Annotated in this window: 27 protein-coding genes; 16 read left to right on the top strand and 11 right to left on the bottom strand. The window is 66.5% G+C overall.

All coding sequences use genetic code 11. The features are described from left to right. Window positions 1–16: 16 nt before the first annotated feature. The 4 genes from lspA to murJ form a co-directional block, all read right to left on the bottom strand. Window positions 17–523 carry a signal peptidase II gene (gene lspA / locus ABE463_RS16480; RefSeq protein WP_346468897.1) on the bottom strand — a complete coding sequence of 169 codons (507 nt, stop codon included), beginning with the start codon at window positions 521–523 and terminating at the stop codon, window positions 17–19. Then, a complete protein-coding gene (gene ileS / locus ABE463_RS16475) occupies window positions 523–3,354 on the bottom strand; it encodes an isoleucine--tRNA ligase (protein ID WP_346468896.1) in 2,832 nt (943 codons plus the stop codon). The genes lspA and ileS overlap by 1 nt, the downstream gene beginning before the upstream one ends. After that, a complete protein-coding gene (locus ABE463_RS16470; RefSeq protein WP_123728667.1) occupies window positions 3,351–4,298 on the bottom strand; it encodes a bifunctional riboflavin kinase/FAD synthetase in 948 nt (315 codons plus the stop codon). The genes ileS and ABE463_RS16470 overlap by 4 nt, the downstream gene beginning before the upstream one ends. Window positions 4,299–4,373: 75 nt before the next feature. Further along, complete coding sequence (murJ, locus tag ABE463_RS16465; RefSeq protein ID WP_346468895.1) at window positions 4,374–5,978, bottom strand: murein biosynthesis integral membrane protein MurJ; 1,605 nt, start codon at window positions 5,976–5,978, stop codon at window positions 4,374–4,376. Window positions 5,979–6,094: 116 nt separating this feature from the next. Here murJ and rpsT point away from each other — a divergent pair, with 116 nt between their 5' ends. Then, entirely contained in the window at window positions 6,095–6,364 is a 270-nt protein-coding gene (gene rpsT / locus ABE463_RS16460) for a 30S ribosomal protein S20 (protein ID WP_019184515.1), read from the top strand. Window positions 6,365–6,563: 199 nt separating this feature from the next. Here rpsT and obgE read toward each other — a convergent pair whose 3' ends face one another. The 3 genes from obgE to rplU all read right to left on the bottom strand — a co-directional run bounded on the left by obgE (window position 6,564) and on the right by rplU (window position 8,404). Beyond that, entirely contained in the window at window positions 6,564–7,616 is a 1,053-nt protein-coding gene (gene obgE / locus ABE463_RS16455; protein ID WP_346468894.1) for a GTPase ObgE, read from the bottom strand. 194 nt (window positions 7,617–7,810) lie between these two features. Further along, a complete protein-coding gene (gene rpmA / locus ABE463_RS16450; protein ID WP_019184517.1) occupies window positions 7,811–8,071 on the bottom strand; it encodes a 50S ribosomal protein L27 in 261 nt (86 codons plus the stop codon). A gap of 15 nt (window positions 8,072–8,086) precedes the next feature. Beyond that, window positions 8,087–8,404, bottom strand: coding sequence for a 50S ribosomal protein L21 (rplU, locus tag ABE463_RS16445; RefSeq protein WP_019184518.1), 318 nt, complete (start codon window positions 8,402–8,404; stop codon window positions 8,087–8,089). Window positions 8,405–8,699: 295 nt separating this feature from the next. Between rplU and uvrA the strand changes: the two genes are divergently transcribed. The 3 genes from uvrA (at window position 8,700) to ABE463_RS16430 (ending at window position 12,869) form a co-directional block, all read left to right on the top strand. Beyond that, window positions 8,700–11,675, top strand: coding sequence for an excinuclease ABC subunit UvrA (gene uvrA / locus ABE463_RS16440; RefSeq protein WP_259261362.1), 2,976 nt, complete (start codon window positions 8,700–8,702; stop codon window positions 11,673–11,675). After that, window positions 11,672–12,079, top strand: a complete 408-nt coding sequence (locus tag ABE463_RS16435) for a thioesterase family protein (protein WP_088432134.1) — start codon at window positions 11,672–11,674, stop codon at window positions 12,077–12,079. The genes uvrA and ABE463_RS16435 overlap by 4 nt, the downstream gene beginning before the upstream one ends. A gap of 76 nt (window positions 12,080–12,155) precedes the next feature. Further along, complete coding sequence (locus ABE463_RS16430) at window positions 12,156–12,869, top strand: enolase (protein ID WP_346468893.1); 714 nt, start codon at window positions 12,156–12,158, stop codon at window positions 12,867–12,869. 33 nt (window positions 12,870–12,902) lie between these two features. On the opposite strand, the gene ABE463_RS16425 is transcribed toward ABE463_RS16430, so the two are convergent. After that, complete coding sequence (locus tag ABE463_RS16425; protein ID WP_346468892.1) at window positions 12,903–13,346, bottom strand: copper chaperone PCu(A)C; 444 nt, start codon at window positions 13,344–13,346, stop codon at window positions 12,903–12,905. Window positions 13,347–13,380: 34 nt separating this feature from the next. Here ABE463_RS16425 and ABE463_RS16420 point away from each other — a divergent pair, with 34 nt between their 5' ends. From ABE463_RS16420 to ABE463_RS16405, 4 genes are all read left to right on the top strand, one after another. Next, window positions 13,381–14,160 (top strand): enoyl-CoA hydratase/isomerase family protein, encoded by a 780-nt coding sequence (locus ABE463_RS16420; RefSeq protein ID WP_346468891.1) that lies wholly within the window; start codon window positions 13,381–13,383, stop codon window positions 14,158–14,160. A 140-nt stretch (window positions 14,161–14,300) separates the two neighbouring features. Continuing rightward, the gene (gene tesB / locus ABE463_RS16415; protein WP_088432131.1) at window positions 14,301–15,209 is read left to right on the top strand and encodes an acyl-CoA thioesterase II; all 909 of its coding nucleotides are present in this window, start codon (window positions 14,301–14,303) and stop codon (window positions 15,207–15,209) included. A gap of 1 nt (window position 15,210) precedes the next feature. Then, window positions 15,211–15,720, top strand: coding sequence for a DUF2007 domain-containing protein (locus ABE463_RS16410; RefSeq protein WP_346468890.1), 510 nt, complete (start codon window positions 15,211–15,213; stop codon window positions 15,718–15,720). Between the two features lie 86 nt (window positions 15,721–15,806). Then, on the top strand, window positions 15,807–17,015 hold the full coding sequence (locus ABE463_RS16405) for a sigma-70 family RNA polymerase sigma factor (RefSeq protein ID WP_346468889.1): 1,209 nt from the start codon (window positions 15,807–15,809) through the stop codon (window positions 17,013–17,015). A 58-nt stretch (window positions 17,016–17,073) separates the two neighbouring features. Here ABE463_RS16405 and ABE463_RS16400 read toward each other — a convergent pair whose 3' ends face one another. Then, window positions 17,074–17,679: an EF-hand domain-containing protein gene (locus tag ABE463_RS16400; RefSeq protein ID WP_346468888.1), complete on the bottom strand. Its 606-nt coding sequence runs from the start codon at window positions 17,677–17,679 to the stop codon at window positions 17,074–17,076. Between the two features lie 154 nt (window positions 17,680–17,833). Between ABE463_RS16400 and ABE463_RS16395 the strand changes: the two genes are divergently transcribed. Beyond that, window positions 17,834–18,589 carry an arginyltransferase gene (locus ABE463_RS16395; protein WP_346468887.1) on the top strand — a complete coding sequence of 252 codons (756 nt, stop codon included), beginning with the start codon at window positions 17,834–17,836 and terminating at the stop codon, window positions 18,587–18,589. Window positions 18,590–18,626: 37 nt separating this feature from the next. Further along, window positions 18,627–19,832 carry an endonuclease/exonuclease/phosphatase family protein gene (locus tag ABE463_RS16390; RefSeq protein ID WP_346468886.1) on the top strand — a complete coding sequence of 402 codons (1,206 nt, stop codon included), beginning with the start codon at window positions 18,627–18,629 and terminating at the stop codon, window positions 19,830–19,832. 271 nt (window positions 19,833–20,103) lie between these two features. Here the strand turns inward: ABE463_RS16390 and purT are convergent, their stop codons facing one another. Continuing rightward, on the bottom strand, window positions 20,104–21,291 hold the full coding sequence (gene purT / locus ABE463_RS16385) for a formate-dependent phosphoribosylglycinamide formyltransferase (protein ID WP_259261354.1): 1,188 nt from the start codon (window positions 21,289–21,291) through the stop codon (window positions 20,104–20,106). Window positions 21,292–21,422: 131 nt separating this feature from the next. Between purT and ABE463_RS16380 the strand changes: the two genes are divergently transcribed. The 6 genes from ABE463_RS16380 to ABE463_RS16355 all read left to right on the top strand — a co-directional run bounded on the left by ABE463_RS16380 (window position 21,423) and on the right by ABE463_RS16355 (window position 25,412). Next, the gene (locus tag ABE463_RS16380; RefSeq protein WP_346468885.1) at window positions 21,423–22,292 is read left to right on the top strand and encodes an SPFH domain-containing protein; all 870 of its coding nucleotides are present in this window, start codon (window positions 21,423–21,425) and stop codon (window positions 22,290–22,292) included. Between the two features lie 88 nt (window positions 22,293–22,380). Then, on the top strand, window positions 22,381–22,560 hold the full coding sequence (locus tag ABE463_RS16375) for an Arc family DNA binding domain-containing protein (protein ID WP_346468884.1): 180 nt from the start codon (window positions 22,381–22,383) through the stop codon (window positions 22,558–22,560). Then, window positions 22,557–22,745 carry a DUF4177 domain-containing protein gene (locus ABE463_RS16370; RefSeq protein ID WP_346468883.1) on the top strand — a complete coding sequence of 63 codons (189 nt, stop codon included), beginning with the start codon at window positions 22,557–22,559 and terminating at the stop codon, window positions 22,743–22,745. The genes ABE463_RS16375 and ABE463_RS16370 overlap by 4 nt, the downstream gene beginning before the upstream one ends. Before the next feature lies 1 nt (window position 22,746). Continuing rightward, on the top strand, window positions 22,747–24,039 hold the full coding sequence (locus tag ABE463_RS16365; RefSeq protein ID WP_346468882.1) for an alpha/beta fold hydrolase: 1,293 nt from the start codon (window positions 22,747–22,749) through the stop codon (window positions 24,037–24,039). After that, on the top strand, window positions 24,036–24,593 hold the full coding sequence (locus ABE463_RS16360; protein WP_346468881.1) for a PH domain-containing protein: 558 nt from the start codon (window positions 24,036–24,038) through the stop codon (window positions 24,591–24,593). The genes ABE463_RS16365 and ABE463_RS16360 overlap by 4 nt, the downstream gene beginning before the upstream one ends. A 9-nt stretch (window positions 24,594–24,602) precedes the next feature. Beyond that, on the top strand, window positions 24,603–25,412 hold the full coding sequence (locus ABE463_RS16355) for a M15 family metallopeptidase (protein ID WP_346468880.1): 810 nt from the start codon (window positions 24,603–24,605) through the stop codon (window positions 25,410–25,412). A gap of 15 nt (window positions 25,413–25,427) precedes the next feature. Here ABE463_RS16355 and ABE463_RS16350 read toward each other — a convergent pair whose 3' ends face one another. Next, entirely contained in the window at window positions 25,428–26,102 is a 675-nt protein-coding gene (locus tag ABE463_RS16350) for a DNA-3-methyladenine glycosylase (protein ID WP_346468879.1), read from the bottom strand.

Here is a 26,102-nt window from a genome sequence, read left to right as displayed (position 1 = left end):
CGGATACAGGAGGGAATTATCCCGCTTTTTTGGCAGCCTTGCCGTCGAACAGGCCGAACAGGGCGATACCCACCGCGCCGACCACGATCGCCGAGTCGGCGATGTTGAACGAGGGCCAGTAATGGTCCCCGATATGCCACTGGATGAAATCGACCACGTGACCGTGCAGGAGGCGGTCGATCACATTGCCGATCGCCCCGCCGATCACCAGCGCGTAAGGCACGGCGCTGCGCCAGGCACCGCGCGCGGTGCCCCACATCCAGTAGGCCATCAGGCCGCTGATGCCCACCGCCAGCGCGGCGAAGAACCACAGCTGCCAGCCACCGGCATCGCTCAGGAAGCTGAATGCTGCGCCGGTGTTGTAGGTGCGGAACCAGTTCCAGAAGCCCTCGATGACCACCACCGGCTCGTACTCGGGCAGGCTGGACAGCACCCAGGCCTTGCTCCACTGGTCGGCGATGATGATCACCGCCGACAGCAGCAGCCAGATCAGCGCGTTCGGACGCGGACGGGCGGCGGTCATCAGAACCACCGCCGGTCTTCGCCGGCACCGTCGATGTTGGTCACGCAGCGGCCGCACAGTTCCCGGTGCGCAGCCACCGAGCCGACATCGGCGCGGTAATGCCAGCAGCGCACGCACTTCTGCTTGCCGGTCGGCTGGGCGCTGACGAACACCTCGTCGGTGGTCGCCGGGCGCACCTGCACGTCACCGCTGATCAGCAGGAAGCGCAGCTCCTCGGCCAGCGGCTGCCAGCGCGCGGCGGTCTCGGCATCGGCGGCGACGGTGATCTCCGCTTCCAGCGCCGCACCAATCGCACCATTGGCGCGCATCGGCTCAAGCACCTTGGCGACCTGCTCGCGCAGGGCCAGCAGCTGATCGAAGTCGGCCGCGTTGAGCGGTGCATCGGCCGGCAACGGGGCCAGGCCCTCGTACCACGTGGCGAACAGCACGTTCTCCTTGCGCTCGCCCGGCAGGTACCCCCACAGCTCATCGGCGGTGAAACTCAGGATCGGCGCGATCCAGCGCGTGAACGCTTCGGCGATGTGGTACATCGCGGTCTGCGCCGAGCGGCGGCCGCGCGAGTCCACCGGCATGGTGTACAGGCGGTCCTTGGTGACATCCAGATACACCGAGCCCAGATCCACGCTGCAGAAGTTCAGCAGCAGCTGCACGATCTCGGCCATGTTGTAGCCGGTGTATGCCGCCTTGATCTTCTCCTGCACCTCGAAGGCGCGGTGCACGATCCAGCGGTCCAGCGCGACCATGTCGGCCGGGGCCACCAAGTGCTGGGCCGGGTCGAAGCCGTCCAGGTTGCCGAGCAGGAAGCGCGCGGTGTTGCGCAGGCGCCGGTAGGCATCCGCGTTGCGCTTGAGGATTTCCTGCGACAGCGACATTTCATTGCTGTAATCGGCCGAGGCGATCCACAGGCGCAGGATGTCCGCGCCCAGGGTCTTCATGATGTCCTGCGGCTCGATGCCGTTGCCCAGCGACTTGGACATCTTGCGGCCCTTCTCATCCACGGTGAAGCCGTGGGTGAGGCACTGCTTGTACGGGGCCTGCTTGTCGATGGCCACGCCGGTCAGCAGCGAGGACTGGAACCAGCCGCGGTGCTGGTCCGAGCCTTCCAGATACAGATCTGCCGGCTTGCCGAAGCCACGCGCCAGCAGCACGCCTTCATGGGTCACGCCCGAGTCGAACCAGACATCCAGGATGTCGGTGACCTTCTCGTACTGCGGCGCTTCCTCGCCCAGCAGCTCGGCGCTGTCCAGCGAGTACCACACGTCGATGCCGTCGGCCTGCACGCGGTCGGCGACCTGTTGCATCAGCTCGACGGTGCGCGGGTGCGGCTCACCGGTTTCGCGGTGGGTGAACAGCGCGATCGGCACGCCCCAGGTGCGCTGGCGGCTGATGCACCAGTCCGGGCGGCCATCGACCATCGAGCCGATGCGCGCCTTGCCCCAGCTCGGGAACCAGCCGACGCTGTCGATCGCGGCCATCGCGTCGCGGCGCAGGTTGGCCTTGTCCATCGAGATGAACCACTGCGGGGTGGCGCGGAACACGACCGGGGTCTTGTGGCGCCAGCAATGCGGGTAGCTGTGCACGATTTCAACGAAGGCCAGCAGCGCACCAGAGGCGCGCAGCACATCGATGATCAGCGGCTGCGCCTTCCACAGGTGCACGCCTGCCAGTTCGACATCGCCGGCCGGCGGGGTCGAGGACAGGTACACGCCACGGCCGTCGACCGGATTGATCTGGCCGGCGTTGTACTTGTCCATCAGCCCGTACTGCTGGCTGACCACGAAGTCTTCCTGGCCATGGCCAGGAGCGGTGTGCACCGCGCCGGTGCCGTCTTCATCGGAGACGTGGGCGCCGTTGAGCAGCGGGATGTCGCGCTGCGGGTAGAACGGATGGGCCAGCAGCAGGTTTTCCAGCGCGGCGCCGGTGGCACGACCGTGCACGACCAGGCCGTCCACGCCGTAGCGCTGCAGCGACCGCTCGGCCAGCGCGGCGGCCAGCACCAGCCAACGGCGCTTGCCGTTGTGGGCCGGGCCTTCGGCCAGCACGTACTCGATCTCCGCACCGAGCGACACCGCCAGCGAGGCCGGCAGCGTCCACGGGGTGGTGGTCCAGATCGGCACCGCCACCTCGATATCGGCCGGCAGCGTCACGCCGAAGCGCTCGGCCAGCTGCTGCGAATCACGCGACACGTAGGCCACGTCGATCGCCGGGGAGGTCTTGTCCTGGTATTCGATCTCGGCCTCGGCCAGCGCCGAGCCACAGTCAAAGCACCAGTGCACCGGCTTGGCGCCGCGCACGATGTGACCGTTGGCGAACACCTTGGAAAGCGCACGGATCTCGTTGGCTTCGAAATCGAAGCTCAGCGTCTTGTACGGGTTGTCCCAATCGCCGATCACGCCCAGGCGCTTGAAGTCGCGGCGCTGCAGTTCGATCTGCTCTTCGGCGAACTCGCGGCACTTCTGGCGGAACGCGACCGCATCGAGCTTGACGCCGACCTTGCCCCACTTCTTCTCGACCGCGATCTCGATCGGCAGGCCGTGGCAATCCCAGCCCGGCACGTAGGGCGCATCGAAGCCGGCCAGGTAGCGCGACTTGACGATGATGTCCTTGAGGATCTTGTTGACCGCGTGGCCCAGGTGGATCTGGCCATTGGCGTAGGGCGGGCCGTCGTGCAGCACGAACAGCGGGCGGCCCTGCGCGTTGTCGCGCAGGCGGGCGTAAAGGCCCTCGTCCTCCCAGCGCGACAGAATGCCCGGCTCGCGCTTGGGCAGGTCGCCGCGCATCGGGAATTCGGTTGCCGGCAGATGAAGGGTGGCTTTGTAGTCCTGGCTCACGCAGTGGCTCGCAATCTGTGTTCGGAAAGGATGTGACGGGCCTGTTCGGCGTCACGGTGCATCTGGTCGGTCAACGCAGCCAGATCTTGGAACTTTTCTTCATCGCGCAGTTTGGCGACGAACTCGACATCGATGTGGCGGCCATACAGGTCGCCCTGGAAATCAAACAGGTGCGCTTCCAGCAGCGGCTCCACGCCATCCACGGTGGGACGCGTACCGAAGCTGGAGACCGACGGCCACGGCTGGTCGAACACACCATGGACCCAGGTCGCGTAGATCCCCGACAGCGCCGGCGTCTTCGGAAAGCGCAGGTTGGCGGTCGGGAACCCCAGCGTACGGCCCAACTGGCGGCCGCGCACTACCCTGCCCCCAATCGTATACGGCCTGCCCAGCAGATCGCCGGCATGACGGAAATCACCGGCGCGCAGCAGTTGGCGGATGCGGGTGCTGGAGATGCGCTCGCCGTGCAGGTCGACCGGCTCGATCTCCCCCGCACTGAAGCCACGCTCGCGGCCCATCGCCTGCAGCAGGGCCAGATCGCCCTTGCGGCGGTTGCCGAAGCAGAACTCCGGCCCGATCCACACCTCGCGCGCGCTCAGCCGGTGCACCAGCAACTGCTCGACGAAATCCTCGGCCTGCATCGCGGCCATGCGCGCATCGAAGCGCAGCAGGCCGATCGCATCCACGCCAAGCTCGCGCAGCATCGCGACCTTGTCACGGGCCAGGGTCAATCGCGGCGGCGGCTCGCCCTGGGCGAAGTACTCGCGCGGCAGCGGCTCGAAAGCCACCGCCACGGCGGCCACGCCCAGCGCGCGCGCGCGCGAAACGGCGTGGCGCACCAACGCACGATGACCCAGGTGCAGGCCGTCGAATGCGCCGATGCAGACCACGCTTCCGTGCGGGAACAACTGCCCGCCTTCGACGTTTCTAAACAGCCTGCTCATCTACGTGGAATGCGGCCCACCAGGGCCGATGCTTTGCAAGAGATAGCCATGAAGTATAGCCGGGCTGCCCCCGGATCAATGCTCCCGCAGGTGGCGCGGGCGGAAGCCCATGGCGACCAGGGCCACCAGATAGGTAAGACCGCCACCGCCGACCAGCAGCGCGAGGTTGCCGATGCGGTGCCATTTGTCCATGCCGGTGAAGTCCGCCATCCCGTAGCGCAGGCCCAGCAGCACCGCCACCATCGCCAGGCAGGCCAGCCCCAGCTTGGTGACATAGCCGCCCCAGCCCGCCTTGGGCTGATAGACATCGGTCTTGCCGAGCCAGTACCAGAGCAGGCCCAGGTTCAGGTAACTGGACAGCGCACTGGCGATACCCAGCGCCAGATGCAGTCCGGGATGCTTCCCCAGCGCGACCCACACGCCCTGCGCCTTGAGCGCCTCGGGCACCATGACGTGATAGAGAACGGCCAGCAGGATGAAGTTGAACACCATGTTGGCCACCAGTGCGGCGATGCCGGCCCGGACCGGGGTGCGGGTGTCCTGGCGCGCGTAGAACGCCGGCAGCACTACCTTGAGCAGGGCGAACGCCGGCAACCCGAAGCTCAGGCCGTACACCGACAGCGCGGTCATGCGGGTATCGAAGGCGGTGAACTGCTTGTACTGGAACAGCGTGGCAATCAGCGGCTCGGCCAGCAGCACGAGGCCCAACATGGCCGGCACCGCGATCAGCAGCGTCGTGCGCAGGCCCCAGTCCAGCGCGCTGGAGAAGCCGGCCTTATCGGTACCGACGTGGTGGCGGGCCAGCGCGGGCAGGATCACCGTGCCCAGGGCCACACCGAAAACGCCCAGCGGCAGTTCGAGGAAGCGGTCAGCCAGCGACAGCCAGGACTGCGAGCCATCGGTCAGCTTGGCCGCAATCACGGTGTCCAGCAGCAGGTTGATCTGGGCCACCGACGAGCCGAACAGGGTCGGCACCATCAGGATCAGCACCTTGCGCACGCCCGGATGCCGCCAGCCCCAGCGCGGCAGGGTCAGCAGGTTGATGCCCTTCAGCGAGGGCAGCTGGAACAGCAGCTGCAGCAGGCCGGCGGCCAGCACCGCCCAGCCCAGCGCGAGGATCTGCTTTTCCGGGGTGCCGCCGAGCCGCGGGGCCAGCCACACCGCGCCGGCGATCATGCACAGGTTGAGGATGACCGGGGTCAGCGCCGGCATCGCGAACTTCTGGAAACTATTGAGCGCCCCACCCGCCAGGGCGGTCAGCGACACAAACAGCAGGAACGGGAAGGTCAGCCGGAACAGGTCCACCAACAGGCCGTGCTTGGCCGGGTCGGTATCCACCCCGCTGGAGAACAGGGTCGCCAGCTGCGGCGCGAAGATCAGCGCCAGCGCAGTCACCAGCATCAGCACGGCGCCCAGCGTGCCGGCCACCCGCGACATCAGCTCACGCAGCTCGGCGTGCGGCCGGGTTTCCTTCACCTCCGTGAACACCGGGACGAACGCGGTGGCGAACGAGCCCTCGGCGAACAGCCGGCGCAGGAAATTGGGCACCCGGAAGGCGACCCAGAAGGCATCGGTCACCGCATTGGTGCCGAACGTGGTGGTGATGACCTGGTCGCGGACCAGCCCCAACACCCGCGAAATCATGGTCATGCTGCTGAAAGACAGCAGGCCCCGCAACATCCTTGGTGAACTCACCCGTGTTCCCTCTTGACAATTGACTTGACGTACATTTTTCGAGCCATCATACTTTCCAGCTTGCTGTTCCCATTACACCGATTTTTCAGGAAACCACCACTGTGGCCAATATCAAGTCCGCCAAGAAGCGCGCCAAGCAGACCGTCGTGCGCAACGCGCGCAATACGGCTCAGCGTTCGATGCTGCGCACCGCTGTCAAGAAGGTGATCAAGGCTCTGGATGCCAACGACGCCGCCGGCGCCGAGGCAGCCTTTGCTGTTGCCCAGCCGATCCTCGACCGTTTCAGCTCGCGTGGTCTGATCCACAAGAACAAGGCTGCTCGCCATAAGAGCCGCCTGACCGCGCGCATCAAGGCCATCAAGGCCGCCTGATACGGCGCTGCGGGTGTCGTAGAGCCACGCGCTGCGTGGCTTCGACCCAGCCGCAGAGAAAAGCCCGGCCCCGGCCGGGTTTTTTGTTGCCTGCGATCTCGAGCGCCCATCCTGATCGACGGCAGCGCCACGCCATGGGTGGCTGGCACCACAGAAAAACCCGGCCGGAGCCGGGTTTCTCAGGGGCGCGCGGGTGCGCTCAGTACGCATCGCGCGCTTGCGCCTCGTCTTCCTTCTGGCGATCGAAGAACGCCATCACGTTGTTCATGATCGGCCAGGTGCCTTCGCGGCCCAGCGCCGATACCAGGTACCACGGCTGGGTCCAGCCCAGTTCGGCGACGATCTTCTCGGCGGCGGCCTTGGCCTCGTCCTCGAACATCAGGTCAGCCTTGTTCAGCACCAGCCAGCGCGGCTTGCCCAGCAGCTCCGGATCGTGCTTTTCCAGCTCGCGCTCGATCGCACGGACCTGCTCGATCGGCGAGACACCCTCCACACCACCTTCCATCGGGGAGATATCCACGAGGTGCAGCAGCAGGCGGGTGCGCTGCAGGTGGCGCAGGAACTGCGCGCCCAGGCCAGCGCCATCGGCCGCACCTTCGATCAGGCCGGGAATGTCGGCGATCACGAAGCTGCGGTAGTTCTCCACGCGCACGACGCCCAGATTGGGGTACAGCGTGGTGAACGGGTAATCGGCCACCTTCGGGGTCGCCGCGGACACGGCGCGGATCAGGGTGCTCTTGCCGGCGTTCGGGAAGCCCAGCAGGCCCACGTCGGCCAACAGCTTCAGCTCCAGCTTGATCAGGCGCTCTTCACCCTCTTCGCCCGGCAGCGCCTGGCGCGGCGAGCGGTTGGTGGAGCTCTTGAAATGCATGTTGCCCAGGCCGCCGCGGCCACCCTTGGCCACCAGCAGGCGGTCACCATGGCTGGTCAGATCGCCGATCACTTCATCGGTGCTGACGTTCATGATCACGGTGCCAATCGGCACGGTGATGACCAGGTCTTCGCCGCCCTTGCCATAGGCCTGGCGGCCCATGCCGTTCTCGCCACGCTGCGCCTTGAAGATGCGGTCATGGCGGAAATCGACCAGGGTGTTGAGGTTCTCGTCGGCGCGGATCCACACGCTGCCGCCATTACCGCCGTCGCCACCGTCCGGCCCGCCCAGCGGAATGAACTTCTCGCGACGGAAACCGATGCAGCCGTTGCCGCCATTGCCGGCGATCACCTGGATTTCTGCTTCGTCTACAAGTTTCATGATTCTGGATGCCAATCTGGAGGCGGCGGGCGCGAGGTGCACCCCACCGCAGAGTCTAACGGCCCCGGTACGATCCAGGGCCGGCGGCGGGAAATGTCCCGCCCGATAGTTGATACCAACGAAAAACCCCGCCGAAGCGGGGCTTTCGTCAGCGACCCCACGCCGTGGCGTGGGCGCCTGCGTACCGCTGAAGATCAGGCTTCGGCGACGACGCTGACGGTACGACGCTTCTTCGGGCCCTTGACCGAGAACTCCACCTTGCCGTCGACGAGCGCGAACAGGGTGTGGTCACGGCCGAGGCCAACGCCGGTACCCGGATGGAACTGGGTGCCGCGCTGACGCACGATGATGTTGCCGGCATCGATGGCCTGGCCACCGAAGATCTTGACGCCGAGGTACTTCGGGTTGGAGTCGCGACCGTTGCGCGATGAGCCTACGCCCTTCTTATGTGCCATGACTGCTTCTCCTTATTACTTGCTGCCACCGGCAATGCCGGTGATCTCGATTTCGGTGTAGTACTGACGGTGACCCTGACGCTTCATGTGGTGCTTACGGCGACGGAACTTGATGATCCGGACCTTGTCGGCACGACCCTGGGACACGACCTTGGCAGTGACCGAAGCGCCGCTCAGCGCGTCGCCCAGCTTGATGCCATCGCTGTCGCCCAGCATCAGGATGTTGTCGAACTTGATCTCGTTGCCGACTTCGACTTCGAGCTTTTCAACGCGGAGCGTTTCGCCCTGCGCCACGCGGTATTGCTTACCGCCGGTTACCAGTACTGCGTACATGACCAGACTTCCTCTGTAGTTATTGTGGTCTATGGACTGCCGCCATCGAGGGCGGACAGAAGCGGAATTTTAATGACTTCAACCACTTCGGGTCAACCCACCCCCTGCTCGGACCCGGATTTGGCTGAATACGGTTCAGGAAACCGGCCGGCGGGGTCTCAGGGAATGAGACATGGGGGTGGCAAAGTCCGCGATTGCCCCCAAATCCCAAGCTCGGTAGGCTGACCGATTGCCGTTTCCGATTGCCCCACCCGCTTGCCGGCTCCCTGAGCCGAAGCCCCACAACGGATCCCCCATGGCGATGGATTTCATCCGCATCCGCGGCGCGCGGACGCACAATCTCAAGAACATCGATCTCGACCTGCCCCGCGACAAGCTCATTGTCATCACCGGCCTGTCCGGCTCGGGCAAGTCTTCGTTGGCGTTCGACACCATTTACGCCGAAGGCCAGCGTCGTTACGTGGAGTCGCTGTCGGCCTATGCCCGCCAGTTCCTCAGCGTGATGGAAAAGCCGGACCTGGACCACATCGAGGGCCTGTCCCCGGCGATCTCGATCGAGCAGAAGTCGACCTCGCACAACCCGCGCTCGACCGTCGGCACGATCACCGAGATCTACGACTACCTGCGCCTGCTGTACGCCCGTGTCGGCAGCCCGCGCTGCCCGGACCACGGCTACCCGCTGGAAGCGCAGACGGTCAGCCAGATGGTCGACCACGTGCTGACCTTGGATGCCGAGCAGCGCTACATGCTGCTGGCTCCGGTGATCCGCGAGCGCAAGGGCGAGCACGCCCAGGTCTTCGACCAGCTGCGCGCGCAGGGCTATGTGCGCGTGCGCGTGGACGGCCAGCTGCACGAAATCGACGCGGTGCCGCCGCTGGCACTGCGCCAGAAGCACACCATCGAAGCGGTGATCGATCGTTTCCGTCCGCGTGAAGACATCAAGCAGCGTCTTGCAGAGAGCTTTGAAACCGCGCTGAAGCTGGGCGACGGCATGGTCTCGGTGCAGTCGCTGGATGTGGAGGATGCGCCCGCGCACCTGTTCTCGTCCAAGTACAGCTGCCCGGTCTGCGACTACTCGCTGCCGGAGCTGGAACCGCGCCTGTTCTCGTTCAACTCGCCGGTCGGTGCCTGCCCGGGCTGCGATGGCCTGGGCATGGCCGAATTCTTCGATCCCTCGCGCGTGGTGGTGCACCCGGAGCTGTCGCTCTCGGCCGGTGCCGTGCGCGGCTGGGACCGCCGCAATGCGTACTACTTCCAGCTGATCGCCTCGCTGGCCAAGCACTACAAGTTCGACACCGACGCCCCTTGGCAGAGCCTGCCCGAAGACGTGCGCCAGGCCGTGCTGTACGGCAGCGGCGAAGAGACGATCACCTTCACCTACTTCACCGAAGCCGGTGGCCGCACCCAGCGCAAGCATCGCTTCGAGGGCATCATTCCCAACCTCGAACGCCGCTACAAAGAGACCGAATCCTCGGCCGTCCGCGAAGAGCTGGCCAAGTACATCAGCGAGCGCAACTGCCCCGAGTGCAACGGCCAGCGCCTGAACAAGGCCGCGCGCAATGTGTTCGTGGCCGACCGTGCGCTGCCCGAACTGGTGGTGATGCCGATCGACGATGCGCTGAAGTTCTTCAGCAGCATGACCCTGCCCGGCTGGCGTGGTGAGATCGCCGGCAAGATCGTCAAGGAGATCGGCGAACGCCTGGGCTTCCTGGTCGATGTGGGTCTGGATTACCTGACCCTGGAGCGCAAGGCCGACACCCTGTCCGGTGGCGAAGCCCAGCGCATCCGGCTGGCCTCGCAGATCGGCGCCGGCCTGGTCGGTGTGATGTACGTGCTGGATGAGCCCTCGATCGGCCTGCACCAGCGCGACAACGAACGCCTGCTCGGCACCCTGACCCGCCTGCGCGACCTCGGCAACACGGTGATCGTGGTCGAGCATGACGAAGACGCGATCCGTCTGGCCGACTACGTGCTGGACATCGGTCCGGGCGCGGGCGTGCACGGCGGCGAGATCGTCGGCCAGGGCACGCTGCAGGACATCCTGGACGCCCCGCGTTCGCTGACCGGCCAGTACCTGTCGGGCAAGCGCGCCATCGAGATCCCGGCGCGCCGGCACAAGCCGAACCCGAAGATGACGCTGCACCTGCGCGGTGCCAGCGGCAACAACCTCAAGGGCGTGGACCTGGACATTCCGTCGGGCCTGCTGACCTGCATCACCGGCGTGTCCGGCTCGGGCAAGTCGACCCTGATCAACGACACCCTGTTCTCGCTGGCCGCCAACGAGATCAACGGCTCCTCGCACCCGATCGCCCCCTACAAGGAAGTGGACGGGCTGGATCTGTTCGACAAGGTGGTGGACATCGACCAGTCGCCGATCGGCCGCACCCCGCGCTCGAACCCGGCCACCTACACCGGTCTGTTCACGCCGCTGCGCGAGCTGTACGCACAGGTGCCCGAAGCGCGTGCGCGCGGTTATTCGCCGGGCCGTTTCAGCTTCAACGTGCGTGGCGGCCGCTGCGAAGCGTGCCAGGGCGATGGCCTGATCAAGGTGGAAATGCACTTCCTGCCGGACGTGTACGTGCCCTGCGACGTCTGCCACGGCAAGCGCTACAACCGCGAAACGCTGGAGATCCTCTACAAGGGTTACAACATCAACGACGTGCTGCAGATGACCGTCGAAGATGCCCTGAAGCTGTTCGAGCCGGTGCCGAGCATCGCGCGCAAGCTGGAAACGCTGGTCGATGTGGGCCTGAGTTACATCAAGCTGGGCCAGAGCGCGACCACGCTGTCCGGCGGTGAAGCGCAGCGTGTGAAGCTGTCCAAGGAACTGTCGCGCCGCGATACCGGGCGCACGCTGTACATCCTGGATGAGCCGACCACCGGCCTGCACTTCCACGACATCGAAGCGCTGCTCGGCGTGTTGCACAAGCTGCGCGACGAAGGCAACACGGTGGTGGTGATCGAGCACAACCTGGACGTGATCAAGACCGCCGACTGGATCGTCGATCTCGGTCCGGAAGGCGGCCATCGCGGTGGCACCATTCTGGTCACCGGTACGCCGGAAGACGTGGCGGCCTGCCCGACCTCGTACACCGGCCAGTTCCTGGCCAAGATGCTGCCCTCTACCAGCGCGCGCCCGGAACAGCCGGCGGCCGTGGCCAACAAGCCCGACGCCCGCCCGCCGCGCAAGGCCAAGCCGGAACCGAAGAAGGCCGTGCGCAAGACCGCCGCGACCAAAGCCCCCAGCAAGACCAAAAAGAAGACCGCATGAGCAACGAGCACAAGATCCTCGCCCGCGTGCCGATCAGCGTCCGCTGGCGCGACATGGACAGCATGGGCCACGTGAACAACGCCAAGTACATTTCCTATCTGGAAGAAGCGCGCGTGCGCTGGATGCTGGGCGTGGAAGGCGTTTCGATGACCGACCGCATCGCACCGGTAGTGGCGGCGACCAACGTCAACTATCGCCTGCCCATCGTGTGGCCCAACGACATCGTGGTGGAGCTGTTCGTCGAGCGACTCGGCAACAGCAGCGTGACCATCGGCCACCGCATCGTGGACGAGAAGAACGACAGCACGCTGTATTCGGACGGCAACGTGGTGGTGGTCTGGATGGACACCCAGACCGGCAAGAGCGCGCCGTTGCCCGAGGCGATCCGCACCGCGTCAAGCTGAGGGGTTCTGCCGCGTCACGCTGAAGGGTAGTGCCGGCCGCTGGCCGGCACGCCCGTTTCGCCTGCAAAGGAATGACATGTTTCACCAGACCGATATCCGCACGCTGCGGCCCGGGCTCACGCCCTTCCCCACCGACGTATTCACCGCCGACCAGCCGTGGCTGGCGCGACATCTGCTGCCACTGATCAGCATCGACCTGGGCGTATTGCGCCCGGCGCTGACCGGCACCATTGCCACGATGCTGTGCCCGATCGAACCGGATGAAGGCTGCATCGGCGAAGAGACCGCAGCGCACCACACCGAGTTCACCGGCACGAACTGGATCGCATTCGAGCTGACCGCCGATAACCGCATGCGATTCCTGGGGGAGGAAGGCTATTTCCTCGGCGATCAGGTGGCAGACAAACACGTCACCGAAATGACGGAGAGCTACGCCAAAGCGCATGCCTACTTCCAGTCGCATGGCCGCCTGGCCAGCTATTCGCGATACGGCGACGGCAGCGCAGGCGAGCAGGCCTATCTTGACGTGCTGGGCGGGCAGGTATCGAACGGCAACTGGGTTGAAACCGCGCCGATTCCGGCGGCGTTCGCGCTGACCTTCACCGCCGCCGCGTACGACCGGCATGCACCGGAGGATGCCGAGCGCGTCATCATCAGCCGCGACGGCAACCCGTTCTTCTCGGTCGCCGAAGTCGCCGGCTACAACTGGTGCGCGGCCGGCCCGGATGCCATCGTGATGCTGTACGAGCCACACAGCCGCACCGTGCTGTTTTCCTTCGACTGGTCGTAGACGGTCGCTCCCGGCTGCGCAGCGTTGCGATCCTCACTTCAACGCGCTGCGCACCTGCAACGTTCCATCCACCTTGCGCCCGTCTTCCAGGCTCAGCCGCAATGGCAGCTGCGCGCCTTCCTTCAGCGCCACCTCCGGCTGCATCAACATCAGATGCAGTCCGCCAGGTTTGAGCGCGACCGTTGCGCCTGCCGCGATCGGCAGGCGTTCCACCGCGCGCATGCGGCTGACGCCGTCGACCAGCGTGGTTTCGTGCAGCGAGACATCGCCGAACGCCTTGCTGCCGGCAGCGACCACCACCACCGCCTCGCGGCAGTCATTGCGGATCTGGCCGTAGCCGGCCGCCATCGGCATCGCGCCCGGCGGCAAACGTACCCAACCGTCGCGCAGTGACACACAGGCCGGCGCTGCGGCCACGGCTGATGTTGCGAACGCACACAGCCCCAACAATACGCACACGAATGGTTTGGTTATCATCGGCTTCGTTCCCTGTCCGCAACGAGACTGCAGCATGACGACGCTCATCGAGGTGATCAACCATGGCCCCATCCGCGAACTGCGGCTGGCCAGGCCACCGGTCAACGCGTTGGACACCGAGCTGTGCCGGCACCTGATCCACGCAATCAACCAGGCCATGTCCGATGACGTGCACGGCATCGTGCTGTCCGGCAGCGAGCGCATCTTCAGCGCCGGCATGGACGTGCCGCACCTGCTCGGCCACGGCGATGACAAACACAAGCTGCTGGACAGCTGGCAGGCCTTCTTCGGCGCCGTGCGCACCCTGGCCGAATGCCGCGTGCCGGTGGTTGCCGCCATGACCGGGCACGCCCCGGCCGGCGGCTGCGTGCTCGCGTTGTGCTGCGACTATCGGATCATCGCCCGCAGCCCCGATGCCGCCCATCCCACGGTGATCGGCCTGAACGAAGTGCAGGTCGGGCTGGTCGCGCCGGAGGGCATCCAGCGCCTGATGCGCCGCGTGGTCGGCCACCATCGGGCCACCACCCTGCTGGTCGGCGGCGAAATGGTGCCGGCCGAGCGTGCGCTGCAGATCGGGCTGGTCGATGAGGTGGTCGACGCCCATCTGGTGGTCGCCCGTGCCGTGGCCTGGCTGCAGGGCCTGCTCACGCTGCCGCGCCAGCCGATGCTGCTGACCCGCGCGATCGCCCGTGCCGATCTCCACGAGGCCCTGCACGCCGACCTGATCCAGCTGGATCGCTTCATCGAGGCCTGGTACGCCCCGGACGCCCAGCAGGCGCTGCAGAGGCTGGTGGCCAGGCTGGGCAAGGCCTGAAGCCCGGCAAACGCCAACGCCCCGGGAGGGCCGGCCGCTGGCCGGCAACCAGGCACTGAACGATCGAAGTGGTGCATGGTTGCCGGCCATGGGCCGGCACTACCCTATAATTTGCGTTCGCCCACCCCAGGTTGCTTCCCTTGTCCGCCACGCACGAACCCGTCGTTTCCGAGCTGATCGACCTGCTCTCGCTCGAACGCCTGGAAGACAATCTGTTCCGCGGCCAGAGCCGCGATATCGGCACCAAGTACGTTTTTGGCGGCCAGGTGCTGGGCCAGGCGCTGTCCGCCGCCCAGAAGACGGTCGAGAACGGCCGTCACGTGCATTCGCTGCACGCCTACTTCCTGCGCGCCGGCAACATCGACCATCCGATCGTCTATGACGTGGATCGCACCCGCGATGGCGGCAGCTTCTCCGTACGCCGGGTCACCGCGATCCAGCACGGCAAGGTGATCTTCTTCTGCGCCGCTTCGTTCCAGCAGGCCGAGACCGGTGCCGAGCACCAGCACAAGATGCCGGAAGTGCCGCAGCCGGAGGACATCGAGCCGAACCAGCCACTGCCGCAGGCCGTCCTGGATCGTCTGCCGATCAAGGTGCAGCGCTGGCTCTCGCGCGGCGGCCCGTTCGAGTTCCGCCATGTGTACCCGCGTGACGAACTCAACCCGCCCAAGCGCCCGCCGTACCACCAGGTCTGGCTGCGCCTGAACGAGACCGTCGGCGATGCCCCGGAGCTGCATCAGGCGCTGCTCGCCTACGCCTCGGACTTCCACCTGCTCGGCACCGCGACCTTCCCGCACGGCATCAGCTACTACCAGCCGCATGTGCAGATGGCCTCGCTGGACCATGCGATCTGGTTCCACCGCCCGTTCCGCGCCGACGATTGGCTGCTGTACTCGCTGGACAGCCCCAGCGCGCAGGATTCGCGTGGCCTGGCGCGTGGCCAGTTCTTCACCCGCAACGGCATCCTGGTCGCCAGTACCGCGCAGGAAGGCCTGATCCGCGTGGTCGACGACAGTGCCGCGGCCGCCGCCGTGCCGGCCAAGGACTGACATGAGACAGATCTTCAACAGCCAGCGCGTAGAAACCGTCGAAGGCGTGGCCCAGCTGCTGCGCGACGCCGGCATCGAAGTGCGCATCACCAACGGACGCTCGTACCACAGCAAGCGCGGCAGCCAGTTCAGCTATCTGGACAAGGAAAAGGCCACTACCCACCCGACCCTGTGGGTGGTGCATGCCGATGACCAGCCGCGCGCCCGCGAGATCCTGCGCGATGCACGCCTGCTGGAAACCACCCGGCGCGACCACCCGACCGCGCAGTTCGCGTTCCGCGATGAGGTCGCCCAGAACGACGCACCACGCAACTGGGCCTGGCGCATCCGCATCGGCCTGCTGCTGGTGATCGCCGCCGTGGCGATGGTGGTGGTCATGCGCCACCGCGGCACCCCGGTCGTGGCGCCTGCACCGGCACCGGCCATGCAGCCGACGGCATCGCCGACCCCACCGGCAACCACCCCGCCGGAAGAAGAGGAAGTGCGGGTCCGGATCCAGCCCACCGAGTAATGGGTAGTGCCGGCCGCTGGCCGGCTACCCGGTCACATCCGGAACCGGCACGCGTCATGATGGGACCATCCCCGGGGGAGGACATCATGACGACGCATCCGCTGACCACCACGCTCGAACGCGAGCTGCCCGCAGCCGCAGGCGGCTGCCAGCAGTCCTACGGGCGCATCGTGCTGGCCTGCCAGAACACGGTCACCGCGATCGCACTGGCGATCACCCGTGACGTGCACGCCAGCGAGGACATCGCGCAGGAAGCCTTCATCAAGGCCTGGCAGCAGCTCAACCAGTTGCACAACCACGCCAGCTTCCTGCCGTGGCTGCGCCAGATCACCCGCAACCTCGCCCGTGACTGGCTGCGCGCCAACCGCGGCCGCCCGCTGTCCGGTGAGGCCGCCGAGATCGCCATCAACATGGCCGCCGACCCCAGCCCGAGTGCCCCGGATCATCTGCAACGGGTAGAGGAAGAACTGGCCGCCGAAGACATCATCTCGGCGCTGCCGGAAGACAGCCGCGAAACCCTGCTGCTCTATTACCGCGAAGGCCAGAGTTCGCAGCAGGTCGCCGATCTGCTCGGGCTCAGTGATGCCGCCGTGCGCAAGCGCCTGTCGCGTGCACGTGCCACCGTGCGTGAGGAGATGCTGCGTCGCTTCAGCGACTTCGCCCGTAGCAGCGCGCCGAGTGCCGCCTTCGCCACGACCGTCGTATCGATGGTGCTGGTCGCCGCCCCGGGCACGGCCAGTGCTGCGATCCTGCTGGGCACCGGACTGGGCACCGGCAAGCTCGGTCTGGGCGGTGCCAGTGTCTCCGGCGGTGCCGCAATGGGGTCATTGACGGCCGCGGCCAGCCAGACGAACGTTTTGCCGCCGGATCTCGCCTGGGGTGCGATCATCGGCAGCATGGTCGGCGGCGTGCTGGGCAGCTACCTGGGCGGCCGTTATCTGCTCTCGTATGCCGAGAACGAAAGCGAGCGCGCAGCCATCCGCAGGTTCGTCCACTACAGCACCTTCACTGCGATGCTGGTCTGCATGGGCGTATTCGCCCTGGGCTTCCTGCCCCTGGCCTGGTACTGGCCAGCCGTGGCGCTGGCGATCGGCCTGGGCGTCGTCAACTATCAGTGCCTGGTCCCGCTGCAGCGGATCATGGCGCCGATGATCGCGCGCGATGCGGCCCGCCATGGGCGCACCGGGGCGAACTGGAAATACCAGTCGTTGTACGGCCCCAAAGCGCTGTGGGTCATGAATCTGCTGGTGGTCGGCACCATCGTCTGGGCGATGTACAAGAACGGCCGCATCTGATGGACGAAAAGCGCCGGTCGATGACCGGCGCTTTCGTTGTGCAATGTCTGCGTACCGCTTACTTCGCGGCCGGTGCCTTCGGCGGCATCGGCGGCTTGCCGTCGCGATGCTTGCCATCGCGATGATCACCACGCGGGCCACCGAACGGCCCCTTGGCAGCATCGAACTCGGCCTTGCTCAGCTGGCCATCCTTGTTGGTATCGGCCGCGGCAAACCAGGCATCACGATGCTGCTTCATGCGCAGCTCGCGGTCGGCCTTGTCCAGGTAACCATCCTTGTTGACGTCCATCGCATCGAAGCGCGCGGCCAAGCGCGGGTCCGCCTTGGCCTCCTCGCGGCTGATGCGGCCGTCCTTGTTGGTGTCCAGCTTGGCCATCCAGTCGCCATGCCCACCCGGGCCACGCCCATGGCGCTTGCCATGCCCACGGGGCAGTTCCTCACGGGACAGCTTGCCGTCCTTGTTGGCATCCAGCGTGTCGAACTGCGCGGCCAGACGCGGCGACTTGGCCGCTTCGGCGCGATCGATGAAGCCATCGCCATTGGTATCCAGCTTGGCGCGGGCGGGCTTGTCGGCGGCGGCGGGGGTATCGGCAGCGACCGCCAGGCCGGCAGCACCGGTGGACAGCAGCAGGGCCAGCAGCAGGAGGGATTTGCGGTTGCGCATGGGTAACTCCGGTTCGTAAGGGAAACTGCGTGCGGTGCGTGGCACCCACACCGGTAACAACGCGTGGACGCGGGAGGCGTTGACAGCCCGGCCAGCCGTGTTCATTTGGCAGACAGTCGCGCCGGCTGCGACGGCACGGGGCTATGCTGTGGGCATGGCAATACACGGCGACCGCGACGACGAGCTGCGACTGTTCCAGACCGGTGACCACCCCTGTGGCTACTGGCCGGAGCGGGCCGCGCGCGATCTGGTACTCGATCCCAACGATCCGCGCCTGGGCACGCTGTACCCGATGGCGCTGGGCTGGGGCTTCCGTCGTTCCGGTGATCTGGTCTACCGCCCGCACTGCGCCGACTGCCACGCCTGCGTGGCCGTGCGCATCCCCGTGGCCCGCTTCGCACCGGACCGCAGCCAGCGCCGCTGCCTGGCCCGTAACGTGGATCTGGAAGTGCGTATCGTCGCGGCCGAGCAGACCGAAGAGCAGTTCGCGCTGTACCACCGTTACCTGTCCCACCGGCACGCGCAGGGCGGCATGGACGAGCACGGCCCGCACGAGTTCGACCAGTTCCTGATCGGGCGCTGGTCGCAGGGGCGTTTCATCGAAATCCGCGCCCCGGGGGAGGACGGCCATCGCGGCCCGCTGCTCGGGGTCGCCGTGACCGATGTGACCCCGCAAGGACTCTCGGCGGTCTACACCTTCTTCGATCCGGACCAGGCCCATCGCGGCCTGGGCACCTTCGCGATCCTCCAGCAGATCGCCTGGGCCCAGCGCGAGCAGCTGCCGCACCTGTACCTGGGCTACTGGATCCGCGACCACCGCAAGATGGACTACAAGCGCCGGTTCCGCCCGCTGGAGGCCTATGACGGCCGCCGCTGGCACGCCTTCGATGACGAATTGGACGGCCGCTGACGCATCACTGACACCGCGCCGGGTGCAAAATAGGCGGATGAAAGCCCATCCCCTGATCCTTGCTCTGGCCCTGCTCTGCGGCGCCTGCGCCCAGACCCCTGCCAAGACCGCCGCCATGCCGGATACCGCCTCCGCACCGCTGCGGATCGCCACCTACAACACCTCCCTGTACAGCGACGAGACCGGCGGGCTGATCGCCGAGCTCGAAGGCGACAGCGAACACGCGCGCAAGATTGCCGCCGTCCTGCAGCAGGTCCGCCCGGATCTGGTCCTGCTCAACGAGTTCGATTACGACGACGCCCATCGCGCCGCTGATCTCTTCCAGAAGCGCTACCTGGAAGCCGCCCAGCCGGGCGGCGGTGAACCGCTGCATTACGCCTATCGCTACCTCGCCCCGGTCAACACCGGCGTGCAGAGCGGACTGGACCTGGACAACAACGGCGAGATCGGTGGCGAAGGCCGCGCCCGTGGCAACGATGCCTGGGGCTACGGCCTGCACCCGGGCCAGTACGGCATGCTGGTGCTGTCGCGCTACCCGATCGATGAAGCCAAGGTCCGCAGTTTCCAGCTGCTGAAGTGGAGCACGATGCCCGGCGCCCTGCGCCCGATCGACCCGCGCACCGGGAAATCCTTCTACAACGACCACGTCTGGTCGCAGCTGCGCCTGTCCTCCAAATCGCATTGGGACGTGCCGGTGACCACCCCGAACGGCACCGTGCACGCCCTGGTCTCGCACCCGACCCCACCGGTCTTCGACGGCCCGGAAAAGCGCAACGCCGCCCGCAACCACGACGAACTGCGCCTGTGGCAGGACTACCTCAAGGACCGCGACACCTCATGGCTCTGCGATGACCGCGGCCAGTGCGGCGGCCTCGCGCAGGACGCGCGCTTCGTCATCCTCGGCGACCTCAACAACGACCCGGCCGACGGCGACGGCCGCCATGAGGCCATCGTCGAACTGATCGAAAACCCCCGCGTCCTGCGCTACCCCACCCCGCGCAGCATCGGCGCCGAACAGACCAGCCTGGCCTATGCCGAGAAAGGCATCACCCGCAAAGGCGCGCCCTTCCATGCCACCGGCGACTTCGGCCCGAAATCCGGCACCATGCGCCTGGACTACGTCCTGCCCTCGGTCGGCTTCAGCTACATCGGCAGCGGCGTGTTCTGGCCCGCCAATGACAGCCCGGAAGCAAAAATCGCCGACGGCAGCGACCACCACCTCGTGTGGGTCGACCTGAAGTAAGGCCCGCGTCGCTCTCAACGAAAAACGGCGAGCCAAAGCTCGCCGTTTTTCGTTTGCTCCGCTGTTCGAACCGCACAACCGACCTTCCACGAAGAGGTGATCGGGCAGCCCGATGAAGGACCGTGTGCGGCATGGATGCCGCACTACGAGCCCCCAAGGATGGGTTTACGGCGTGTCCTGCATCGGGCTGCCCGATCGCCTCACACCGACAGCAACCAAGGCGCCCAGCTTCGGCTTCGGCTTCGGCTTAGGCTTGGGCCTCAAACCCGGCTCAAGACCGCAACTCGATCCCGATAGCCTCAGCCGCCTCACGCGCAATCTTCCGCGCAGCATCGATATCCGCACCGCGCGCCAACGTCACCCCCACCCGGCGATGCCCATGCACGCTCGGCTTGCCGAACAACCGCAGCGCCGAATCCGGCTGCACCAGCGCCGCGGCCACATTGCTGAAGAACGGCACCCCCTCCCCGTGCGCCAGCAGCGCACACGACGCCGACGGACCACTCTGGCGGATCACCGGAATCGGCAGCCCCAGGATCGCCCGCGCATGCAGCGCGAACTCGCTCAACTCCTGCGAAGCCAACGTCACCAGGCCCGTGTCGTGCGGCCGCGGCGATACCTCGCTGAACCACACCTCGTCGCCCTTCACGAACAACTCGACCCCGAACAGCCCCCAGCCGCCCAGCTCATCGGTGATCGCCTGCGAAATCTCCTCCGCCCGTGCCAGCGCGCGCGGCGACATCGGCTGCGGCTGCCAGCTCTCGCGGTAATCCCCATCCTTCTGCCAATGCCCGATCGGCGCGCAGAACGAGGTCCCGCCCGCATGGCGGACAGTCAGCAGGGTGATTTCGTACTCGAAATCGATGAAGCCCTCCACGATGCAGCGCCCGGCACCGGCACGGCCGCCGGTCTGCGCGTATTCCCAGGCCGGCGCGATGTCCGCGTCCTGGCGCAGCGTGCTCTGGCCCTTGCCCGAGGAGGACATCACCGGCTTGACCACGCACGGCAGCCCGATCGCGGCGACCGCCGCGCGGTACTCGGCGTCGGTATCAACGAAACGGTACGGCGAGGTCGGCAGGCCCAGCGTCTCGGCGGCGAGCCGGCGGATGCCCTCGCGGTCCATGGTCAGGCGAGCGGCACGCGCAGTCGGCACTACCCGCAGCCCCTGCTCCTGTTCCAGCTGGACGAGCGTTTCGGTATGGATCGCCTCGATCTCGGGCACCACCAGATGCGGCTTCTCCAGTGCAATCAGCGCGCGCAGCGCCATCGCATCGAGCATGTCGATCACGTGCGAACGATGTGCCACCTGCATTGCCGGCGCGTCGGCGTAGCGGTCGGCAGCGATCACCTCCACCCCCAGCCGCTGCAGCTCGATGGCGACTTCCTTGCCGAGTTCACCGGACCCCAGCAGCAGCACACGGGTGGCGGAAGGAGACAGCGGCGTACCGAGCGTGGACATGGCGGTGTTCCGGGCAACAGGGGCGGGAGGGCATTTTAGCCGCTGCGCCCCCTCCATGAGCGGCCTTCCCGGCACTTGCGGAGTGATATCAATTTGATATCTTCCAATCAACTACCCAAGGACGCCCCGCCATGAAAGAGAAGTCGATCCGCTCGCTGTCCGGCCTGCCCTTCCTGCTGCTGGTGCTGGCCCTGACCGCGGTGGCCGTGTGGATGTTCGTGGTCGGGGTGGACAAGGGCAACCGCAACCCGGCGCTGATCATCGGCAGCCTCCTGCTGGCCACCACCGCCCTGCTCAGTCTGGTCGGCCTGTATACGGTGCAGCCCAACCAGGCCGTGGTCGTCAGCCTGTTCGGCAAGTACGTGGGCACCGTAAAAGAAAACGGCCTGCGCTGGAACAACCCGTTCTTCACCAAGGTCAAGGTGAGCCAGCGCGTGCGCAACTTCGAGAGCGGCAAGCTCAAGGTCAACGAGCTGGACGGCAGCCCGATCGAGATCGCCGCGGTGATCGTGTGGCAGGTGGTGGATGCTTCCGAAGCTGTCTACAACGTGGATGACTACGAGAGCTTCGTGCACATCCAGTCCGAATCGGCGCTGCGCGCGATGGCGACCAGCTATCCGTATGACCAGCACGAAGAAGGCCAGCTGTCGCTGCGCAGCCATGCCGCTGAAATCTCCCAGCACCTCAAGGACGAGCTGGCCGAGCGCCTGGCCGATGCCGGCGTGCAGGTGATCGATGCGCGCATCAGCCACCTCGCCTATGCCCCGGAAATCGCCCAGGCCATGCTGCAGCGCCAGCAGGCGAACGCCGTCATCGCTGCACGCACGCGGATCGTCGCTGGTGCGGTCGGCATGGTCGAAATGGCCCTGGCCGAACTGCAGAAGAACGGCGTGGTCCAGCTCGATGAAGAGCGCAAGGCGCACATGGTGAGCAACCTGCTGACTGTGCTGTGTTCGGACCGTGGCACCCAGCCGGTGGTCAACGCCGGTTCGCTGTATTGATGCACCAGCGTGCCGACCGAGGGTCGGCACCTGCCAACGCAACCCGGCGCCGAGGGGACGGCACGGGGTGTAGATAAAGGACCCCCGCATGACTGAAAAGAAAGCGTACCCGCTGCGTATCAATGCCGACGTTCTGGCGGCAGCGCAGCGCTGGGCCGACGACGAACTGCGCAGCCTCAATGCGCAGATCGAATACGTGCTGCGTGATGCACTGCGCAAGGCCGGACGCCTTCCCAGACCCACCACCGACAAGGAGAGCAAGACATGAGCGCACGTTGGACGTATCTGACCGTTGAAATCAAACCGAATCTGATGGGCATCGTCAAAGCAGAGCAGATCCAGGACGCACTGACCCGACACGGCCAGCTGGGGTGGGAACTGGTCAATGTGATCAGCCTGGTGTCCGCAACCCCCTTCACCACGGCAGTGGCGATCTTCAAGAAGGAGGCGTGAGATGCGGATGCTGACACGCTGGGGATCGACCCTCCTGATGTTGTGCGCAAGCACCCTCGCCCACGCCACGTCACCGGAACAGACGGCGAGCGCGTTGCTGGATCACCTTGAGGCAGACAGGACCACTGCCGCCGAGGCGATGTTCACGCCAGAGATGGCCAAGGCCGTTCCCGCCGCGCAACTCCGGTCCATCTGGCAGTCGCTGGGCGAACTTCGTGAGCGCGGTACCGCACGCATCACCACGCACGAGGGCATGACCATCATCGTCGTGCCCCTGACGTTCGCCAAGGGCGCGCTCGATGCGCAGATCGTGGTGGACGCGCAGCAGCGCGTGGCGGGCCTGATGTTCAAACCTGCGGCGGCACCAGCCGCGCCCGCGCCGCCGGCCGATGCGCCCTATCGCGAATCCTCGTTCGAGGTCCCCACCGCGACCGGCGCACTGCCGGGAACACTGGCGATGCCGACCGGCCGCGGCCTCTTCCCCGCCGTCGTGCTGGTGCACGGCTCCGGCCCGCAGGATCGCGATGAAACCGTCGGCCCCAATCGCCCGTTCCTGGACGTGGCGCGCGGCCTGGCGGCGCAGGGCATCGCGGTGCTGCGCTACGACAAGCGTACGAAGGTGCGCCCGCAGGACTTCGTCGGCCGGGATTTCACCATGGACGATGAGACCACTGACGATGCCGTTGCCGCAATCAACGCAATGGCCGGCGCACCTGGCATCGATCCAGGTCACCTGTACGTCATGGGTCACAGCCAGGGCGGCATGCTGGCGCCACGCATCGCACAGCAGTCGGACAAGGTGGCCGGTCTGATCCTGTGGTCGGCACCGGCGCGCTCACTGCTGACGCTGTTGCCGGAGCAGAACCGCTATCTGCTGGGGCTGCGGGGCCAGATCAGCGCGGAGGAACAGGCCTTCCTGGACACGCTCGATGCACAGATCGCCGCCGCACGTGGCACTGCCGACGTGCCGGCCAAGGACCTGCCGCTGGGCCTGCCGGCCGCCTACTGGCGCGCCTTTGAAGAGGTTGACCCGGTCGCCGATGCGCGCGCCTTGAAGCAACCGATCCTGCTGTTGCAGGGCGGCCGCGACATCCAGGTGATCGATACGGATTGGCAGTTGTGGAAACGCGGCCTGTCGCGCCAGCGATCTGTCACCTTCCGCGACTACCCCAGCCTCAACCACCTCGGCATCGCCGGGCAAGGCCCGGGCACCCTGGAGGAATACGCCAGCCCCGGCCATGTATTGCCGCAGCTGATCGACGATGTTGCCCGCTGGATCAAGGAGCGATCATGAGCACGCGCAGTTCCGCTCTACCACGCAGCATCGAGGTCGCCCCGGCACCAGCCTGGCGGTTGCTCTGGCTGTGGATTCCGCTACTGCTCGTCGCTGGCCTGATGGTCGGCACCGCGCTGGACGCACCGGAGCGTTCGCACACCGAGCTGATGATCACGTTGCCTTTCCTGGCCGTACTGGCAGCCGTACTGACCTGGGCCTACAGCCGGCGTCGCATCGTGCTGCATGAGGACACCCTGGAGGTGTTGTCGACCTTCTACCGCAAGCGCGTGCCGGTCAGCGCGATGCGGCTGGACGAGGCGCGTATCGTCGACTTCGCCGAGCATGGCCGGTACAAGCCTTCGATCAAGACCAACGGCTACGGCGTACCTGGCTTTCAGTCCGGGCACTACCGCATGGCCGATCGCAGCAAGGCGTTCTGCCTGATCACCGACAGCAGCCGCGTGCTGTACGTGCCGCTGCGCGATGGCAGCGCCCTGGTGATCAGCCCGGACCGCCCACGTGCACTGCTTGATGCCCTGCAGGCGCTGGCCGGACCGCCGCGCGCGCACTAAGCTGGTGACATGCGCCGATCCCCTGCCCTGCTGATCAATACCGCCGAGATCGACCTGTGGCCCGGCGGCCTGCTGCGTGCGCGCAGCTCCGCCGACGCACGCGCCCTGGCCCGTGCGCAGTGGGTCCTGCGGCGCAAACGCGATGGGCGATACCTCGCCGTGGCCACCCCGCACGGCGTGTTGCCGCTGGTGCCGCGCCTGATGCGCGAGCCGGGCATCGAGGAGGCACTGGATGCGCTGGACCGCCAGCTGCTGGATCACCGCCGTGGCAGCGCGCCCGATGCGGTGCTGCCCCTGAGTGGACTGCAGCATCGCCTCGAAACCCTCGGAATTGATGCCGATGCTTACGAGGCCGCGACCGGTCTGGCGCTGGAAGCCGAACCGGCTCAGCTGCACCTGGCCGGCTTCGACCGCTACCGGCGGCCACTCTGGCTGCAGCGTGACGCCGCACGCAGCTGGCAACGCCTGCGCGCGCGGGCCGCTGCCGATGGCATCGCCCTGGATGCGATCTCCGGCTACCGCAGCCACGATTACCAACTCGGGATATTCGCGCGCAAACGCAACCGCGGGCTGAGCGTGGAGGAGATCCTCAAGGTCAACGCCGCGCCGGGCTACAGCGAGCACCACAGCGGCTACGCGCTGGATATCGGCACACCCGGCGAACCGGCGGCGGAAGAATCGTTTGAGTCGACTGCCGCGTTCGCGTGGTTGGCCGAGCATGCGGGCCGCTTCGGCTTCCAGCTGAGCTACCCGCGCGACAACCCGCATGGGATTGTCTACGAACCGTGGCACTGGTGCTGGCGACACCCCACGCCCTGACCGGCGCGAGCCGCCTCACCCCTGCGAGCGGTTGGTCGTCGTCTTCGGATCCACCGTGAAATCTACGATCCGCCACAGGTACAGGCTCGCGTAGGTTCGGAACGGGCCCCATTTCTCGCCGCGGGCGAGCAGTTCCTTCGGGGTCGGCATCCGCTCGGCCTTGTCCACGCGCTGGGCGCCCTTGCGGACACCGAGGTCGTCCACCGGCAGGATGTCCGGGCGACCGAGCCGGAACATCAGCATCATCTCCACCGTCCAGCGGCCGATGCCGCGGATCGGGACCAGCGCGTCGATGATCGCGTCGTGGTCCATCACCGACATCCGACGCAGGTCGGGGATCTCGCCCGCTGCCTCGCGACGCGCCAGGTCTCGCAGGGCCAGCGCCTTGTTGCCCGAGACCCCGCAGACCCGCAGCCCGGCATCATCGATGCGCGCCAGCGAATCGGCGTGCAGCCGGGGGCTGCCGATGGCGCTCTCCACCCGCCCGACGATGGTCGAGGCGGCCTTGCCGCTGAGCTGCTGGAACAGGATCGCCCGTGCCAGCGCATCGACCGGGTCGAAGGTCTTTGCCCAACCCGGCTGCGCCTGGATGGGGCCAAGCCGCTTCATCCACGTGCCCAGCCGCCGGTCGCGCCGGCTGAGCCAGTCATGCGCCTGATCGACATCGAAGCCACGGCGGTAACGGGGCAT

It is taken from the genome of Stenotrophomonas sp. TWI819, assembly GCF_039673075.1.
GTDB classification, from domain to species: Bacteria; Pseudomonadota; Gammaproteobacteria; order Xanthomonadales; family Xanthomonadaceae; genus Stenotrophomonas; species Stenotrophomonas rhizophila_B.
The sequence above is the reverse complement of the archived record's forward strand: the minus strand, read 5'-3'. Positions and strand labels throughout refer to the sequence as shown.